At 50.4% G+C, this 17472-nt stretch carries 10 protein-coding genes and 1 pseudogene; 3 read left to right on the top strand and 8 right to left on the bottom strand.

What is annotated here, in order from left to right:
- Nucleotides 1–183: 183 nt before the first annotated feature.
- Both LN737_RS27535 and ileS read right to left on the bottom strand, forming a co-directional pair.
- Nucleotides 184–525 carry a hypothetical protein gene (locus LN737_RS27535; protein ID WP_405513945.1) on the bottom strand — a complete coding sequence of 114 codons (342 nt, stop codon included), beginning with the start codon at nt 523–525 and terminating at the stop codon, nt 184–186.
- 147 nt (nt 526–672) lie between these two features.
- Nucleotides 673–4131: an isoleucine--tRNA ligase gene (gene ileS, locus LN737_RS27530; protein WP_405513943.1), complete on the bottom strand. Its 3459-nt coding sequence runs from the start codon at nt 4129–4131 to the stop codon at nt 673–675.
- A gap of 299 nt (nt 4132–4430) precedes the next feature.
- On the opposite strand from ileS, the gene LN737_RS27525 reads away from it, so the two are divergent.
- Nucleotides 4431–5543: a DUF2911 domain-containing protein gene (locus LN737_RS27525; protein ID WP_405513941.1), complete on the top strand. Its 1113-nt coding sequence runs from the start codon at nt 4431–4433 to the stop codon at nt 5541–5543.
- A 76-nt stretch (nt 5544–5619) separates the two neighbouring features.
- Here the strand turns inward: LN737_RS27525 and LN737_RS27520 are convergent, their stop codons facing one another.
- The gene (locus LN737_RS27520; protein WP_405513939.1) at nt 5620–6987 is read right to left on the bottom strand and encodes an OmpA family protein; all 1368 of its coding nucleotides are present in this window, start codon (nt 6985–6987) and stop codon (nt 5620–5622) included.
- 177 nt (nt 6988–7164) lie between these two features.
- Here LN737_RS27520 and LN737_RS27515 point away from each other — a divergent pair, with 177 nt between their 5' ends.
- Both LN737_RS27515 and LN737_RS27510 read left to right on the top strand, forming a co-directional pair.
- Nucleotides 7165–9222: a metallophosphoesterase family protein gene (locus LN737_RS27515; RefSeq protein ID WP_405513937.1), complete on the top strand. Its 2058-nt coding sequence runs from the start codon at nt 7165–7167 to the stop codon at nt 9220–9222.
- A gap of 47 nt (nt 9223–9269) precedes the next feature.
- Complete coding sequence (locus LN737_RS27510) at nt 9270–10019, top strand: T9SS type A sorting domain-containing protein (RefSeq protein WP_405513935.1); 750 nt, start codon at nt 9270–9272, stop codon at nt 10017–10019.
- A 15-nt stretch (nt 10020–10034) separates the two neighbouring features.
- Here the strand turns inward: LN737_RS27510 and LN737_RS27505 are convergent, their stop codons facing one another.
- From LN737_RS27505 to LN737_RS27485, 5 genes and pseudogenes are all read right to left on the bottom strand, one after another.
- Nucleotides 10035–12488: an outer membrane beta-barrel family protein gene (locus tag LN737_RS27505; protein WP_405513933.1), complete on the bottom strand. Its 2454-nt coding sequence runs from the start codon at nt 12486–12488 to the stop codon at nt 10035–10037.
- 289 nt (nt 12489–12777) lie between these two features.
- Complete coding sequence (locus LN737_RS27500; protein WP_405513931.1) at nt 12778–13671, bottom strand: 1,4-dihydroxy-2-naphthoate polyprenyltransferase; 894 nt, start codon at nt 13669–13671, stop codon at nt 12778–12780.
- An 85-nt stretch (nt 13672–13756) separates the two neighbouring features.
- The gene (locus LN737_RS27495; RefSeq protein WP_405513929.1) at nt 13757–14377 is read right to left on the bottom strand and encodes a glutathione peroxidase; all 621 of its coding nucleotides are present in this window, start codon (nt 14375–14377) and stop codon (nt 13757–13759) included.
- 65 nt (nt 14378–14442) lie between these two features.
- A pseudogene (gene argS, locus LN737_RS27490) lies at nt 14443–16241 on the bottom strand (arginine--tRNA ligase).
- A 112-nt stretch (nt 16242–16353) separates the two neighbouring features.
- Nucleotides 16354–17355, bottom strand: a complete 1002-nt coding sequence (locus LN737_RS27485) for a DUF2278 family protein (RefSeq protein ID WP_405513927.1) — start codon at nt 17353–17355, stop codon at nt 16354–16356.
- Nucleotides 17356–17472: the final 117 nt, after the last annotated feature.

Genomic DNA, 17472 nt, shown 5'->3' with positions numbered 1-17472 from the left:
AGTAAATTAGTGCTGATAATACCAGGCTTGCAAGCCGTTTTATTGTTCTGAAACGGAATAGTGGTCCGTTCTTTTACCTTATGGGAAGAGTCAAGTTGATTATGGATTCGGTTGTTTTTTGCCAACTTTTATCCAGTAGTAAAGAAAAAAGAACAAAAGAATCGACGAGCTACTAAAATTAGCTTATTTGATAATCTTGCCTTCGCACTCGTAGGGGAACGCCAGAACAGTATCTTTTTTGTGGATATAAAAAACGAGTTCGTTCCTACGCTTAATTACCGTATCACCTTTGGCAACGTGGTTCGTAAACGACGTGTACCATCTGCCCAGGTCAGAATACCGGTTGCGGTTGCCATTGTTAGCATTCGTGCCTTCTATGCTAAACCAGGGCCCAAACCCATCATTCGACGCTACTTTAATCGCACATTCTCTCGGTCGGTAGTTTTCGGCATCGAGTTCGCAATGGCTACCTCCACAGCCCGAACTCAAAACGATCAGCGTGAAAATGGACAGAATCAGCTTCATATCAACATGGGTATAAGTTGACCCACCGCTGAAATATACAGTAAAAAGGCTCTGATAGGAAGTAATCGGATAGGCTTAAAACGCCCGCGGGGTCTGGAGCGTTGTTTGCTTCCCAGACCCCGCAGGCGTTTTCATTGTTGGCATAAATCAGGCTACCTTAATCAGAACACGTAATAGAAACTCGTCCATCTCGATTTCCGTGGCGGACCCGTTCAGATCATTCACCAGATCAAGCGAAACAGCCTGTACTTCCTGCCGGATGTATTCCTGGTTTGTTTCTACAGCCTGCGCCAATTGCTCGTTGTTACGTTCCAGCGTAATGGTAATCTTGTCCGTTACGGCAAAATCACGGTCTTTACGCAGGTTCTGAATCCGGTTTACAAAGTCGCGGGCTATACCCTCACCGCGTAATTCTTCCGTTACGTTAACGTCCAGAGCAACCGTCAGGCCGCCTTCGCTGGCAACCAGCCAACCTGGAATATCTTCTGTCAGAATTTCAACGTCGGCCAGTTGAATGTCGTAGGGAGAAAGTCGTACGATTCCGGTTTGCTCCAGCGTTTTCAAATCCGCTTCCGACATGGACGAAATGGCAGCCGCTACGTCCTTCATCTGTTTGCCAAATCTTGGACCGAGTGCTTTGAAATTCGGTTTGACTTTTTTCTTGAGAATACCGCTCGCGTCATCCACAAATTCAACGGCTTTTACGTTCACCTCCGACATGATGATCGGGGCTACGTGCTCAATCTGCCGACGTGTATCGGGGTTCAACACCGGTATCAGCACCCGACTCAGCGGTTGGCGTACTTTCAGCTTATGGCCTTTCCGGAGTGAGTGAACCAGGGAGGATACCCGCTGGGCACCATCCATCGACTGCTCCAGCTCGGTATTGATCAGCGCCTGATCGACCACGGGATAATTTGTCAGGTGAACGGACGTACTGCCGCCTGTCAGGTTCCGGTACAGCCAGTCGGCGTAGAACGGCGCTATCGGCGACATCAACTGGGCTACTGTCGTCAGGCATTCGTGCAGCGTTTCGTAAGCCGCCCGTTTGTCGGCGGTCATCTCACCCTGCCAGAAACGCCGACGTGACAGCCGGACGTACCAGTTCGACAGTTGATCGTTGACAAAATCCTGAACGGCCCGCCCCGCTTTGGTTGGGTTATACCCATCAAACTGCTGCTCAACGTCCAGAATCAACGATTGTAATTTCGAGAGTATCCAGCGGTCGAGTTCAGGGCGATCGGCGATGGGCACGGTACGTCCTTCGAACGAAAACTGATCGAGATTGGCGTAAAGCGCGAAGAAATTATACGTGTTAGATAACGTACCGAATAGTTTCCGCTGCACTTCCCCGATGCCATCCGTGTTGAACTTCAGGTTGTCCCAGGGTTCCGCGTTCGTGATCATATACCAGCGCGTAGCATCCGGGCCGTATTGCGCCAGTGTCTCAAACGGGTTCACGGCATTACCGAGCCGTTTCGACATTTTATTGCCGTTTTTGTCGAGGACCAACCCCGTCGATACCACGTTTTTAAACGCGACCGAATCGAACAGCATACCGGCAATGGCGTGCAGTGTAAAGAACCAGCCCCGCGTCTGATCAACACCTTCCGAAATGAAATCGGCCGGGAACGACTTGGCAAACACGTCTTTGTTTTCGAACGGATAATGCCACTGCGCATACGGCATCGCGCCCGAATCAAACCATACGTCGATCAGGTCCGGCTCGCGCTGCATGAGCTGGCCTTTCTCTGAAATCAGATAAATTTCATCGGAATAAGGCCGGTGCAGGTCGTACGTCGAATTATGGAATGACTGAATGAATGAATCGTTTTTATCGATATAGGTCTGGTAGTCGGTTTTCCCTTGTTGTACCCACTCACTCATTCGTTCATTCGCTCGTTCGCTCATTGACACCAGTTCTTCTACCGAGCCAATGCAAACTTCTTCGCCGGTTTCGCTACGCCAGATTGGAAGGGGAGTACCCCAGAAACGGCTGCGGCTGAGGTTCCAGTCAACGAGGTTTTCGAGCCAGTTGCCGAAGCGACCGGTGCCTGTACTTTCGGGCTGCCAGTTGATGGTTTTGTTCAGTTCAACCAGCCGGTCTTTTTTGGCCGTTGTCCGGATAAACCAGCTGTCGAGCGGATAATACAGGATCGGCTTATCCGTCCGCCAGCAGTGCGGATACGGGTGTTCGTACTTCTCAACCCGGAACGCCCGGTTTTCTTCCTTGAGTTTGATGGCAATCAGTACGTCGGTCGGTTTGAATTCTGGGTCAGCCCGTTCTTCGTCCGAATAGTATTCTTCCTTCACGTAGCGCCCGGCGAAATCGGTGATTTCATTCACAAACAGGCCGTGTTTATCCACAATCGGTACGTCCTTGCCCGTCTCATCCTTCACCATAATCGGCGGAATACCCGCAGCCTGTGCTACACGAAAGTCATCGGCACCGAAGGTTGGGGAGGTATGCACAACGCCCGTACCATCTTCTGTCGTAACGAAATCGCCGAGTATGACTTTAAAAGCTGGCTTGTCGGGTTGTACATAGGGCATCAGTTGCTCATACTCAATGCCTTCCAAGTGCTCACCTTTAAATCCCGGAATGTCGATTACTGCCCAGGGAATCACTTTGTCGTTGGGCAGATAAGCGTCGAAAGCCGGGCTGTTGGGGTTGTCCTGATGGCCTTTTTCATTGAACCAGCGACTCACCAGTGCTTTCGCCAGGACGACGTTGATCGGTTGAAAGGTGTAGGCATTGAACGTCTTGATCAGTACGTAATCGATATCCTTACCGACGGTCAGGGCTGAGTTGGCGGGAAGTGTCCAAGGCGTAGTGGTCCAGGCCAGAATAAACAGATCATTCTCAACCCCGTTGGAGGCTTCCTGTGCTGCGTCGAACAGGTAGAACGATTTTCCGGTACGTTTTACCTTAAACTGGGCCACGATGGTCGTATCGCGTACATCTTTATACGTGCCGGGCATGTTCAGCTCATGCGAACTCAAGCCCGTACCTGCCTTGGGCGAATACGGCTGAATGGTATAGCCTTTGTACAGCAAATCCTTGTCGTACAGCTGTTTGAGCAGCCACCACACAGACTCGATGTACTCATTTTTATACGTAACGTACGGATTGTCGAGATCAACCCAATAGCCCATTTTCTGGGTCAGGTCGTTCCACTGGTCGGTAAACCGCATGACCGTTTCGCGGCATTTGCGGTTGTAGTCTTCAACGCTGATGCCCCCTTCCGACTCCGGCTTGCCGATATGATCTTTCGTAATACCCAGTTCTTTTTCAACCTGCAGCTCAATCGGCAGGCCGTGCGTATCCCAGCCGCCTTTCCGTTCAACCTGGAAGCCTTGCAGGGTTTTGTACCGGCAGAAAATATCCTTGATGGTTCGGGCCATTACGTGGTGAATACCCGGTGTTCCGTTGGCCGAGGGCGGCCCTTCGTAGAATGTAAACCGGTGCGCCGGAGCGTGTGGTTGTCCGTCACGAATGGCTACGGATTGCTCAAAAACCTGATTCTGATTCCAGTAGGTCAATACCTCGGCTGCGATCTTCGCATAATCGAGGGAGTCATATTGCTGATACTTCACGCCTGACATAACATACGGCACGGGTCTCTCTCAGATTCGCGTGCGGTTAAAAAATAACGGCAAAGATACGGAAATTTGGTGCACAGGGTGGGCTACAAATGAGTTCCTGTTACGTCTGCTTCCGCCTGCAAACGTAACAAAGCAAGTCGGCCAGAACGTTCAGCAACGGCTATGGGACTACAAATGCCTGTGCCTGGGCTGTCCATGCCGTTCCTAAACCGCTCATCTAGTTTGCCTTGCGTGTGTATTTGGTAAACGGTTACCTTGGTAAATTGTCAATCTAACTGCACACTAAACTCAGACCATTTATGAAAAAGTCTACTGTATTCTTCACGATATTATGTCTGGGAATCAGCTCGTTGTCTGTACAAGCTCAGCTTACATTTCCGGCCGATGGGGGCAACAAAAAAGCGTCGGTTTCCGAACGTATCGGCCTCACAGACGTTGCGATTCAGTACGACCGTCCGGCAGTAAAGGGGCGTGATGGTAAAATATGGGGTCAATTGGTCCATTACGGCTTCAAAGACTTAGGGTTCGGCACCAGCAAAGAATCACCCTGGCGGGCCGGAGCCAACGAAAACACAACTATCTCGTTCAGTACGGATGTTAACGTCGAAGGAAAGTCATTGGCCGCTGGTACGTATGGGTTATTGATGGCCGTTCAGGAAAACGACGTAACAGTTATTTTCTCAAAAAGCACTACGTCGTGGGGAAGTTATTTCTACGATCCTAAAGAAGATGTGCTGCGCGTGATGGTAAAACCCCTCAAAAACCAGCCATCTGTCGAGCGGCTCAAGTATGAATTTATGAACGAGACGGACAGCTCAGCCGTGGTGGCGCTGGCGTGGGAAAAATGGGTGATTCCGTTTACGGTATCCGTTAATCTGCTGCAAACGCAACTGGCTTCGTTACGGAATGAACTGCGGGGAGAGAAAGGCTTCCGGTGGGATGCGTATCAACAGGCAGCCGCCTACCTGGCCGATCATAAGACCAACCTGGATGAAGGGCTACGCTGGGCTGATTATTCCATTAACGGCCAGTTTGTGGGAGAGAAGAATTTCAATACGCTCAACACAAAAGCGCGGATTCTGTCGCTTATGAACCGTACGGCCGAAGCTGATGCGCTCATGAAAGAAGCATTGCCGCTGGCCAATATGCAGGAAACGTATCAATATGGACGTCAGCTTATCGGGCAGAAAAAATCGAAAGAAGCGCTGGAGTTGTTTCAGGGACTGGCGAAAAAGTACCCGAATGTATTCATGTCGAACATGGGGCTGATGCGGGGGTACTCGGCCGTCGGGGACTACAAAGCCGCTACGGACTGGGGTAAAAAAGCACTCGCTCAGGCCCCCGACGACAATAACAAAGCCAACATAGAGCGGCTGCTTGGTCAGTTGGCGCAGGGAAAGGATGTGAATTAAGTAGCATAGGGCAGAGGGGTAAGGGCATGGGTCAAAATGAACGTCCCCATGCCCTTACCCCTCTGCCCTATGCTACTTATATCGCCAGAATGACGAACTCGACCCGGCGGTTCACTTTACGTTCTTCGTCGGTGCCTTTGGTTAAGATGGGGCGCGTATCGCCATAGCCGATTGTCTGAATCCGGTCGATGTCAATCCCTTTCTGAACCAGATAGCGCTGACAGGCAATCACCCGGTCGCGGGAGAGCTGGAGGTTTTTATCGTGGTCACCAATAATGTCGGTATGCCCTTCCAGCCGGATGCTCATATTTGGGTTATCCTGCATCATGGCTACTAATTTATCCAGCTCAGCATACGAGGCCGAAAGAAGGTCTGACTTTGACATTTCGAAATAAATGTTTTTCAATGTCACTTTATCACCCACAGCTAAGGGCGTCATGGCTATGTCGCGGGTGAGTTTTTGCCCACCCGCCACTTTGCTCAAATCCAGCACACCACTGGTCGACTGGTAGCCCCGCGCCGATGCGATGTAGGTATACACCTGTCCTTTTTGCAGCGCCATCCTGTACCCGCCGGTTGACGCAAAACTTTGTACGGAATCCAGCATCTGCTTGCTCGACGAAAGCTGATAATCGATGGTAGCCGTAACGGGTCGTTTGTTTTTTGCATCACTCACTACGCCCGATACGTTCACTAACGTAACGACAGGCGCTGGGGCCGGAGCCGGTTTGGTTTTGGGCGCTTCCATTTCACCACCCGAATTGCCCGTAGGTTGGGGTGGCAGCTGCGTTTTCTTTTTTGGTAAATTCGGTACGGGCGCTGGGGCCGGGGCAGGTGTTGTTGGCGGAGGGATGCTAGCTACCGCATCAGCTGGGTTATTGACGTACAGATTATAAATGTTCCAGCAAACAATTTGATCATAGTCATTACACTCGAACAGGTCGAAGTACTCCAGTCCTTTATCCAGTCGCTCAAAATACAGCGTGAAATTAACTTTATCGCCGGGGCGTGTCATTAAGCCACTCATAAGCTTTTCTCCATTAGGGCCTCTGTTTTGTTTCTCTGATTTCCTGGGAATCCCTTCTACTCGTACAAAACCAAACTTCCGGGCACCATTGGCCGCTACCAGTTGGCCTGCGGGATCGAATTCTATAAATTCCTGATCGTCAGGTTGCCCATTTTGATCATAGTGGGGTTGACGTTTGTTCGTAAACGTCAGATTCAGAATAGTATAGTCTTTCGTCAGTCGGACGCTGTTCACCGTTACGCCCGGATCGGCGGGCCGTGGTGTACCCGCTTGTCCGCTGGAACCCGGATACGTATCATCCGGCGACGACTGCCCACTGGAAGGATATTGTTGTCCGCCACCTGACGGATAAGAACCATACATACAGGACGAAGTCAGCCCGGTAAGCACTAAAAAAATGAAGTAATAATGTCGCATGAACGTATTGAAGAATAGAAACACAGGTTAGACGGGTGAGACCTGAGCCCGTCTCATGTTTTTGGCTGAGAACCGTTTGCGTAAGGAAGATCCTATAGGTAAAACTTTGATTTATAGAGCTATACGTGAGGGAGTTTCGGGAAGTATATTTATTTTTACCCTGATTTTAGTTCACCCATGAAGTACCACCTCGGCTTATCTATACTGCTTATCTTTTTTTTGCGTGTGCATGCGGTTGCACAGTTGGCTAACGTAACACGAGGGCCTTATCTACAGGTTGTTACGCCGACATCGGTTGTCGTTCGATGGCGGACGGACCAGCCAACGAAAGGGCGGGTCTGGTATGGCTCATCAACCGATCAGCTTACGAATTCGGTTCGCGAAACCGAAGCTGCGCTTGAGCACAGCCTGACGCTTACGGGACTGCAACCCGCCACGAAATATGCCTATGCCATTGGGTACGACGATACACAACTGGCATCTGGACCAGACTATTACGTAATAACAGCAGTGCCTGCGGGCGATAAGCGCCCGACCCGGTTTTGGGTTCTGGGTGATTTTGGCTGTGGTTTGCCGAACCAGCAGCAGGTTTACGATGCCTACCGTGCTGCTACGGCCAATCATCCGGCGGATCTCTGGGTGTGGCTGGGCGATAATGCCTATAGCTTTGGCCAGGAGCAGGAGTATCAGCAGTACGTATTTAATGTTTATCCACCCACGTTACGGAATACGCCAATTTTTATCACACCGGGCAATCACGACTATGCCGACAGTCGTACAAATTTCAACATTCCTTATTATCAGCTTTTTGCTTTCCCCGAAAAAGGCGAAGCCGGGGGCGTTCCATCCGGTAAAAAGTCATACTATTCAGCCGATTACGGCAATGTTCACTTGATTTCTCTCGATTCACAGGCGAATCAGGACGATGGTTTTCGGCTGTATGATACAACCTCTACGCAGGTTCAATGGCTTAAGCAGGATCTGACAGCCAATAAATTGCCGTGGACCATTGTCATCTTTCACCATCCGCCCTATAGTAAAGGGGGGCACGATTCCGACACGGAGGAGCAGATGCGGCTAATTCGCGAAAATCTGACGCCAATTCTGGAACGGTACGGTGTCGATCTGGTGCTGACTGGGCACAGCCACGGCTACGAGCGAACGTACCGCCTGAAAGGCATGCGTGGACTAGCCAATACGTTTGATAAAGACAAGCACATTGCCGAAAATACAACGGGCCGCTACGATGGCTCGCCAAATTCGTGCCCGATTCTCACAAAAGGCGAAGGAACAATTTACATTGTCAATGGCTCGGGCGGGCAGATAGGCGGCCAATCGCCTGATTTTCCGCATCCGGGAACCGTGTACAATAACCTGACGCTGGGCGGGTCGATGATTCTGGACGTAACGGACAATCGGCTTGATGCGCAACTGGTGATGGCCGACAATTCGATAGGGGATAAGTTTACGATTCTGAAAAACGTCAATAAAGAAGTCTCCCTGAATGCCAAATACGGGGATGTTGTTCAGCTTACAGCTTCGTGGCCGGGCGACTATCGTTGGCCGGGCGGGCAAACCAGCCGTAGTATTCAGTACGTTGTTGATAAGGTCGGTACGTATCCTGTAATAGTAAAAGATGATCGAAACTGTTTGGAGGATGTATTTCAGTTAACCGTTTCTCAGTCTGTTGTTTCCACCAAAACGTCGGCTTCCGTTTGCGCTGGCAACAGTCTCGACGTTGCCATAATTCTGGAAAACGTACCTAACGCGGATGGCTGGCAGTATGATGTGTTCCTGTCGGATGCCTCGGGTAATTTTGCCGGGGAACAGAAAGTCGGTTCAGGAACGATCAACGAACTCAAAGCGATGATGCCGACGAATCTGCCCGCTGGTTCCAACTATCGGGTGCGGGTTCGGCCGCGTGATGCTGCTAACGTATCCGCCGTGGCGAGTGATGCTATTACGGTAAAAGCGCTTCCAACGGTTACGTTAACGGGTTCGACTACGGTTCTGCAAGGGCAGTCAGCCCCCCTTACCCTCACCTTCACCGGCGAAGGCCCCTGGAAAGGGGCTTTATCCGACGGAACGGCTTTTTCTGGTACAACGAATCCATTGGTTTTAACCGTAAAGCCCGCTCAATCCGTTGATTATCGGGTATCGAACGTAGAGAATGGCTGTGGTAAAGGAACGGCTTCCGGCCAGGCATCCATTACCGTACGACTACCCCTAAAGTAATCGCTAAAACCGCGGCCTCAGCCTGTGTCGGAAGCACCCTCGCCGTTATGGTTTCGCTTGAGAATGCCGTGCAGGCGGAGAACTGGGAGTATGATGTTTTTCTGTCCAACGCTTCGGGAGTTTTTGAGAAAGAACAACTCATCGGGTCGGGGAAAATAGCGGATCTGAAAGCGACGATTCCGGCGAATATGCCCGCTGGTTCGGGATACAAACTCCGGGTACGTCCTCGCGACAATTATGCCGAACTTACGCCATCCGATGCGATTGCCATTAAACCATTTCCAACGGCAACCGTGGCGGGGTCAACAACCATTACACAGGGAGAATCGCTCCCGCTCAGCATTACACTTACCGGCGACGCGCCCTGGAAAGGCACCCTATCGGACGGAACAACGTTTTCTGGAAGCGCCAACCCGATGCTTCTGAGCCTTAAACCTGTAAAGTCAACGGACTACTCAATTAGCAGTATAGAAAATGTATGCGGAAAGGGGAGTAGCGCTGGCCAGGCGTCCGTGACCGTACTGATTCCAACGGCTGAAGAAGATTTTGCGGGAGGGCGGCTGCGCATTTACCCAAATCCAGCGCAGGACGTAGTGCACGTAGAACTGACCATGACACAAAAAAGGGTTGTTACTGTACGTCTGTCCGACGTGCAGGGCCGCTCGTTTTTTCAGCGGCAGGTAGGGGCGGTCACGTCACTGATCGAATCGATTTCTATGCCGCACACCAGCGGAACGTATTTATTGACGATTCAGGCTGGACAGACTACCCTTACCCGAAAAGTAGTTCGTCAATAGCAGGCAGACGGGGCTTTAAAATTCCTTTTCGCCAAATTCATTCGTAGGGAGCTTGGCGGGTTTGCTGCGTTGACGTAACGAATAACTGATGTTAAACAGCAGAATGTCCCGTTCCTGAATGTAGTTCGTTGTGGTGTAAAAGTCCCGGCCACGCGTGGTTATCCGTTGCTCATTGCTCGAAAACCAACCTAGCCCAATGTTCTGCCATTGAAACATAACCGCCAGCCGGTTTTGTACAAAGCTTTTTTTGATAGACAGGTTCGGTACGAAAAAACGGGAATCTTCTCCCTGTGCCGTAATACGTTGCGACAGGTAATTCAGGTTAGCCTGCAACACCCACGTAGCCGAAGGCTGCACGGTGGTATTGGCATTGACGGAATAGGCCCATGCCTGGTTGTTGAATACCACCGAGTTCTGAAATAGTTGTCCGGCAATAACAGATCGATAAACCGTACCCCCGACGTACAATTTCCAGCGTTTGGTAATGGTCAGGTCTGTCGCTAGCTCTATACCAAGTCGTTGAGCCCGGCCAGCGTTGGTGTAGAGTCGATTCAGAATCGTATCAGCAAAAACGCTATTGACCCGGTTTACGATATTCTGTACATTCTGATGATAAACTGTTGCCTGTAACGTACTTCGTCCGATCGTGCGCGTTAGGCCCAGTTCGCTTAGATCAACAAATTCGGGTAGTAAGGCCGGGTCGCCCTGTTCGAGGGTTTCTGAATGTTCGCGTTCGGGCAGCGGGTTGAGAGCCAGATTGCTCGTACGCTGGACCCGACGACTATAGCCTAACCGAAATTGCCACACGTCCTTTGGCCGATAAACTACATTCAACGAGGGGAACAGGTTATTGAGGGTTAACGGAATGATTTGCCCCTGTGGCTGTATGTTTACCTGACGTTCTGCCGACTCGAAGCGTAGACCAGCCGTGTATTCCCACGTTTTCGATTTGCGGGTATATTGGCTATACAGGCTATGGATCTGATTATTGATACGTGCCTGACCGGTAAAGGCATCGACTATAAGCAATGGGGCACCACGTCCGTTCTGGTTCAGATACTGATAATTTCCGTTATCCTGCTGACTGCGGTACTGATAACCAGCTTCGAGCCGACCGCCAGCCAGTGGCCAGGAAGCATCCAGATTGGCCCGGACGTTCCCGATTGGTCGATCTGTATTGGTGAGCGTGTATTGCAGCGTATCGCCGATGTCCGTCTGGCGTACGTTCAGGTTACGCGTAAAACCGTCCAGATAATCGTATTCGTATAGCACGCTTGTACTCAGCGTAGCTTTGTTAGCAAAGGTGTGCGTATAATCAAGATTGGCTGTAAAAAACTGTCCGCGTTTCCGAACCAGATTCGCGTTGAAATAACGGATCTGGCTGATCAGCAAGCCGGTTTGCCGATCCGTTGTCCGGTTATTATAAATCAGGTCCGCAATTCGGTCTTCGGTGCGATAGCCATAATACAAACCGCCTGTCCAGACGTTGGATTTGTTGGGAGTGAAACTGACAGCCAGCCGGTTCGTAAAGGTGTAGCGATCAAAACTCCGCTCACCCACACTAGGAAAACGCGTGAACCGATTGTCCAATATTGTGTAAACATCCCCTTCACGTCTACCGGCCAGATCGCTGCGCAGATACGCTGTACTGAACGTCCAGTCCCAATGGTTGGTACGATAGCTGAGCGTTACGTCCGTTCCGTAACGTACCGGATTCCGCGTATTTCCAAAAGTATTCAGACTAGGCAGTCCTGCCTGCATATTGACCAGCACGGATAAGCCCAGGTCTGCACCCGATTTTGTTGTGATCGCGATGATCCCCGCTTTTCCGTCTGGGTCGTAGCGAGCCGAGGGTGTCGTAATTACTTCGATAGATTCAATCGTGTTGGCTGGCAACTGGTTGAGTAATGTGCCAAGGTTGGCCTGTACGGGTTTTCCATTCAATAATACCAGAAAGCCATTGGCACCACGCTGGGTTACTTCACCTTCGGCATTGATGCTGATACCCGGCAGATTACGGAGCAGGTCGGTTGCCGTGCCTCCCACGGCTGACCCAAATTGTGCGGCCCGGTAGGTCTGACGGTCGGCTTTTACGGTTAAGTCAGCTCGCTGTTCTGTTACAACAACTTCGTTTAGCTGATTCTTCGACGGTTCTATAAATATGGTACCCAGGTTGGTTATTTGGCCTCGTTTAGGTGTTACGGAAACGATCTGGGGTTTATAGCCAATGAAAAATGTTTTGAGCTGGTACGGGCCGGGTGTTACCTGAGCGATGCGAAACACGCCGACTGAGTCTGAGAGTGCGCCAGTTACCGCTACTGAATCGGTCGATCGGTAAAGAGCAACGCTGACGAACGGAACAGGCCGGCTTGTAGTCGCATCAACAACCAGACCCGTTAGTTCAGTCTGGCCGAAAGATAAACGGGTGATGAGGAAAAGAGAGAGCAGGAGAGGAGAAGTTTGTTTCATAACAACCAGCTTACTGAGTATATATAGAAGTAATACCTATATAGTTTATATAATTAGTAGAGTTTAAATTGCATTTTTTGATTCTATATGAACCAGAGGCTATACAGAGTCATCTGCCAATCAGAAAAAGATTTTAAAGTACAGTGGAGATAGGGTGTGTCGCTCTGGTCAAAGTTGCTGTAAAAAATCAATTTCAGCAAGCAAACGACACCACATAGCCTGAGCAAATTAGCTTGTCAGGCCATAAATACAAAAATTCCTTAGTTCCGGCCAATCCCAGAGTCAACGATTACAATACCTGACCAAGGCCGAAAAGCACGACAAACAATAAGGTAGTGAGTGCAAGCTGACCAAGTCGGGCGTTGAGTTCGGCGGGTTGTTTGTGCGTTGCAACAGCGCGCCCGTTCAGGAAAAATAAGGGAAAAGCCAGCACATACAGATAACTAAACCAGGATGCACCCGTCATGAACGAGTAAACAAGGGCGCAGAACATGCCGGTGAGAAGTAGCCCCCAGTGGTACTGGATGGCCAGCGGTAAGCCCAGGCGAGCCGGAATGGAGCGCTTACCCGTCATGGTATCGGTTTCGATATCCCGGATGTTATTGACATTCAGAACCCCCGTTGCAAATAAACCAACACTAGTTGCGGGCAGCAAAAGAATTGGGTTAAGGGACAGTGTGTGCAGAAAGTACGTTCCAAGTACACCAACCCAGCCAAAAAAAATCAGTACAGCAATATCGCCAAAACCGGCATAGCCATATGGGCGTTTTCCGTTGGTATAGCCAATGGCGGCTGCAATGCTGAGAAGTCCTAAGACAAGGAAAAACCAGAAAATTGTTGGCCCTGCGTTGGCGAAAGCAACGGCCAGCAGCGTAATACCACTAATCAGCGACAGCACCGACGTAATGATAATGCCCCGCATCATGGCTTCCCGGGTAATGTCGCCAGTAGCAACGGCCCGCCGGGGACCTACCCGTAGTTCCGTATCTTTCCCCGAAACCGCATCGCCGTAGTCGTTAGCGAAGTTGGACAGGATTTGCAGAAAAATGGTGGTTAATACGGCCAGTAACGTAACGGACCACCTAAACTGCCCGTTGGCATACGCCAAAAAACTCCCAAGAATAATACTGGCTAAAGACAGCGGCAACGTACGCGGCCGAGCTGCCGCAATCCAACTTTTCATAATGAATGAGTGAAAGAGCGAATGAGTGAAAGAGCGAAAATCTGCCGGAAGGCTTCGCTCTTTCACTCATTCGCTCTTTCGCTAATTAAATACCTACTGCTTGCTTAAACTCTTCGTCTTCGGGTTTTACTTTCGACGCAAAGAAATGAGTCAGCTCGCCTTTTTCGTTGATCACGTATTTGCAGAAATTCCAGGTAGGAACTTTGTCGTTCCAGCCGTTCATGTCTTTGGTTGACAGCCATTTGTAAAGCGGTGCCTGGTCGTCGCCAAGAACAGATACTTTTTCGAACATTGGGAACGTAACACCGTAGTTTTTCTTGCAGAAGGTAGCTATTTCATCGTTGCTGCCCGACTCCTGGTTTTTGAAATTGTTGGCCGGGAAACCCAGTACCACAACTTTATCGCCATGTTCTTTGTAGAACTTCTCCCAATCGGCGTACTGGGGCGTAAAGCCACATTTCGACGCTACGTTCAGAATAACTACTTTTTTTCCTTTGAAACCGCTCAGTGAGACGGGTTTGCCATCAATCGATTTAACGGTGAAATCATACAAGGATTTTGCCGGAGCAGGCGCATTGGCAGGCGCAACGGCCATTTCACGTTTGTCGGCGAAGATACCTTTAACGAGTGTTGAGAACGACATAAAACTGGACAGAGTAAAAACGAACGCGACTGCGATCAGGCTGAAAACAAGATTTTTTTTCATGGTTAGTTATGCGAATTGTAGAGGTTTTTGGAAAACGATTAGGTACTGAATCTGAATGCGTTGTTCTACATTTTTTCGGGGACTTCTACCCCAATAAACCCATTGCCTTTCGAATAGTTTCACCAATTGCTTTCGATAAAACAAGTCGAGTCTGCAACTTCACGGCATCGGTTTCTTTCAAGATCGACAGCTTATCGTAAAACTGGTTGAACGTCTTCGCCAGCTCGTAGGCGTACTGCCCGATATAAGAAGGCGCCAGGTCCGTACCAGCTTCGGCTACCCGCTGTGGATACTGACTTAATAGAAAGATCAATTGCTGTTCAATCTCATCTAACGTACCGCCCGGAATTTCTCCCGAGATAGCCACACCCATGTCAGCCGCTTTACGCAGAACCGATTGAATACGGGCGTGAACGTACTGGATATACGGCCCTGTGTTTCCGTGCAGATCAACCGACTCGGCCGGATTGAACTGCATCCGTTTTTGTGGGTCAACTTTCAGCAGGTAATATTTCAGCGCACCCAGGCCCAGCATTTGAAACAGGGCCGTTTTTTCGCTTTCGCTAAATTCGTCCAGCTTGCCTTTGGCGGCTTCGTCGGCAGCCGTCGAGGCTGCGTCGGTTGTTTCCTGAATCAGATCGTCGGCATCGACCACGGTACCCTCGCGGGATTTCATTTTTCCCGTGGGCAGATCGACCATGCCATAGGAGAGGTGGAACAACTGATTGGCGTAGGGGCGGCCTAACCGGCGGAGAATGGCGAACAGAACCGCGAAATGGTAATCCTGCTCGTTGCCAACTACCCAGATTTGCCGGTCGTTATGAAAATCCTGAAATTTCAGATCCGTTGTGCCAAGGTCCTGCGTCATGTATACCGACGTACCATCGGAACGTAGCACCAGTTTATGGTCCAGCCCTTCTTCCGTCAGGTCAATCCATACTGACCCATCGTCTTTGCGGTAGAAAATTCCTTTTTCCAGCCCTTCCTCAACCACTTCTTTACCAAGCAGGTAGGTGTTCGATTCGTAGTATGTTTTGTCGAAACTCACGCCAATGCTGCGGTACGTAGCGTCGAAACCGGCATAAACCCAGTCGTTGAGTTTGCGCCAGAGCGCCACTGTTTCAGGATCGCCCTGTTCCCAAAGCCGTAGCATCTGCTGTACTTCCTGCATCAGCGGAGCCTTCTTTTCCGCTTCCTCTTTGGGCGTTCCCTGGCTTACCATCTGATCAACCTGCGCTTTGTACGCTTTGTCGAACAGAACGTAGTATTTACCAATCAGGTGATCGCCTTTCATGCCTGATGACTCGGGCGTTTCGGCCCGGCCCGACGCATCGGTTGCGAACATCTGGTACGCCAGCATCGATTTGCAGATGTGAACCCCCCGGTCGTTGACGATACAGGTTTTCACAACGTCGTAGCCGTTCGCGGTTAGAATGCGGCTGACCGAATCGCCCAGAAAATTATTCCGTAAGTGGCCGAGGTGAAGCGGTTTGTTGGTGTTCGGCGACGAAAATTCAACCATAACCGACTGCCCATTGGCTGGCAGCGTGCCAAAGGCGGGATTAGTGGCGATGTCGTTTAAGGCACGGACCCAGGCCACATCGGCAATGTTAATGTTCAGAAAGCCCTGTACTACGTTGAAACTGCTGATAATCGAACTGTTCGTGACCAGCCACGTACCAATTGCCTGCCCAATCTGCGCAGGTGCCTGACGTAGCGCTTTGGTTAGCGGAAACGTAACGAACGTATATAGACCCTCGAATTCTTTTTTGGTGGGTTGTAAGGCAACGTCCTCGATCGTGATGCCGAAGAGTGCCTGAATTGCTTGTTGGATGTCGGTTTTTACCTGTTCCTGTATGTCCATTCGGTTGGATTCCATTACAAATTGCAAAGGTAACTCCCCAACCGGCCGAATTACAAATTACAGATACGTGTCCTGACCATTAAACAACGATTCTGCTACGGTTTATATCCTATCAAAACACGACTAATCGCCCTGCCTGCCCGACCTGCTGCCGCGTATAGGCGACGCCGGATACTTTCAGTCCGGTTGGATCGAGTAAGCTGATGGAGCCGCCGTCGTTGCTTAGCAATACGTGCTGCCCCGTTAGCGAATACATCAGTACTGCACCGGCCGCCAGTGGGCCGCTCAGTGCTTCATGCCGGTTCGCTTTATCAACCAGTTCATAACCCGTCAGGTCAATGTCGGTTGGCGTTGCGTTCAGGATATACACCTGCTCAGGTTTGCCTGATACGGGTTTTACCATCGCGGCAATCAGGTGCAAATCTGCTTCCACGGGCGAGGGTGGATTTCCCGGCTGATCAGAAACAGTATGGCCTTTGTCATCGGTGTGGAACGATTGCGATTGAAAAGCCAGAAACAGGGCAACCCAGCGATTCGTACTGGCAAAGTGAATCAGGATACCGCCATCCTGCCAGGTGCCATCCTGCGCAACATACTGCCCTACGTTCCCCTGGTTCATGTGAATGTCGTGAATACCGCGTCCGGGCTGAAAATGAAAATACTGATCAGCCTGCGTTTCTGGTCCCCAGGTTTCACCGAAGGCATAAAGCGTCGCGTCGGGGTTATTCAGCGCCCGTTTGACGTACAGATCGATCTTGTCGTTGAGGTCGTTGTCTTCGCCCGGTACGTCGAGCGGGAGCGGCTGCATCTGCGATGTATCGAACAAATTCTGACGAACGAAATCGAGGGCAATTCCATTCGGTTTGTTGGGTACGGTAGTCAGGCCCGTTGCCAGATTCGCCTGTGTAATCTTGTCGACCAGCTCGTGCGAGAAGTTGTCACTGAAAAAGTACTTCACTTCCGATGGCGCCACGGCCGACCTGGCATTCACCGCTACCCGGTACTTCGTGCCCTGATCATCTTCAATCAGAATCTGATAATGTGCTTGCTGTTGCGTGGCGCGTTTGCGGTCGGTTACGTGACCTTTCAATACGCTATAATTAGCTAGTGGCATGTCCGTAGGGTTTATGTAATCAAATGTACCACTATTATCAGGCTCTGTAGAAGCGCATTTCCACTCGTTTTTAGGCGCAGAAATACGTGTTTTCGCGACTCACGCTGCTACAATAAA

This window comes from Spirosoma sp. KNUC1025 (assembly GCF_045160025.1).
Lineage (GTDB): Bacteria > Bacteroidota > Bacteroidia > Cytophagales > Spirosomataceae > Spirosoma.
Note: the sequence above shows the minus strand (reverse complement) of the source record. Positions and strands in the feature narration are given on the sequence as shown.

Excerpts from the sequence above, each read along its gene's own strand:
- LN737_RS27525 (WP_405513941.1), top strand. The coding sequence starts at position 4,431 with ATGAAAAAGTCTACTGTATTCTTCACGATATTATGTCTGGGAATCAGC.
- LN737_RS27510 (WP_405513935.1), top strand. The coding sequence starts at position 9,270 with ATGGTTTCGCTTGAGAATGCCGTGCAGGCGGAGAACTGGGAGTATGAT.
- LN737_RS27500 (WP_405513931.1), bottom strand. The coding sequence starts at position 13,671 with ATGAAAAGTTGGATTGCGGCAGCTCGGCCGCGTACGTTGCCGCTGTCT.
- LN737_RS27535 (WP_405513945.1), bottom strand. The coding sequence starts at position 525 with ATGAAGCTGATTCTGTCCATTTTCACGCTGATCGTTTTGAGTTCGGGC.
- ileS (WP_405513943.1), bottom strand. The coding sequence starts at position 4,131 with ATGTCAGGCGTGAAGTATCAGCAATATGACTCCCTCGATTATGCGAAG.
- LN737_RS27485 (WP_405513927.1), bottom strand. The coding sequence starts at position 17,355 with ATGCCACTAGCTAATTATAGCGTATTGAAAGGTCACGTAACCGACCGC.
- LN737_RS27495 (WP_405513929.1), bottom strand. The coding sequence starts at position 14,377 with ATGAAAAAAAATCTTGTTTTCAGCCTGATCGCAGTCGCGTTCGTTTTT.
- LN737_RS27515 (WP_405513937.1), top strand. The coding sequence starts at position 7,165 with ATGAAGTACCACCTCGGCTTATCTATACTGCTTATCTTTTTTTTGCGT.
- LN737_RS27520 (WP_405513939.1), bottom strand. The coding sequence starts at position 6,987 with ATGCGACATTATTACTTCATTTTTTTAGTGCTTACCGGGCTGACTTCG.
- LN737_RS27505 (WP_405513933.1), bottom strand. The coding sequence starts at position 12,488 with ATGAAACAAACTTCTCCTCTCCTGCTCTCTCTTTTCCTCATCACCCGT.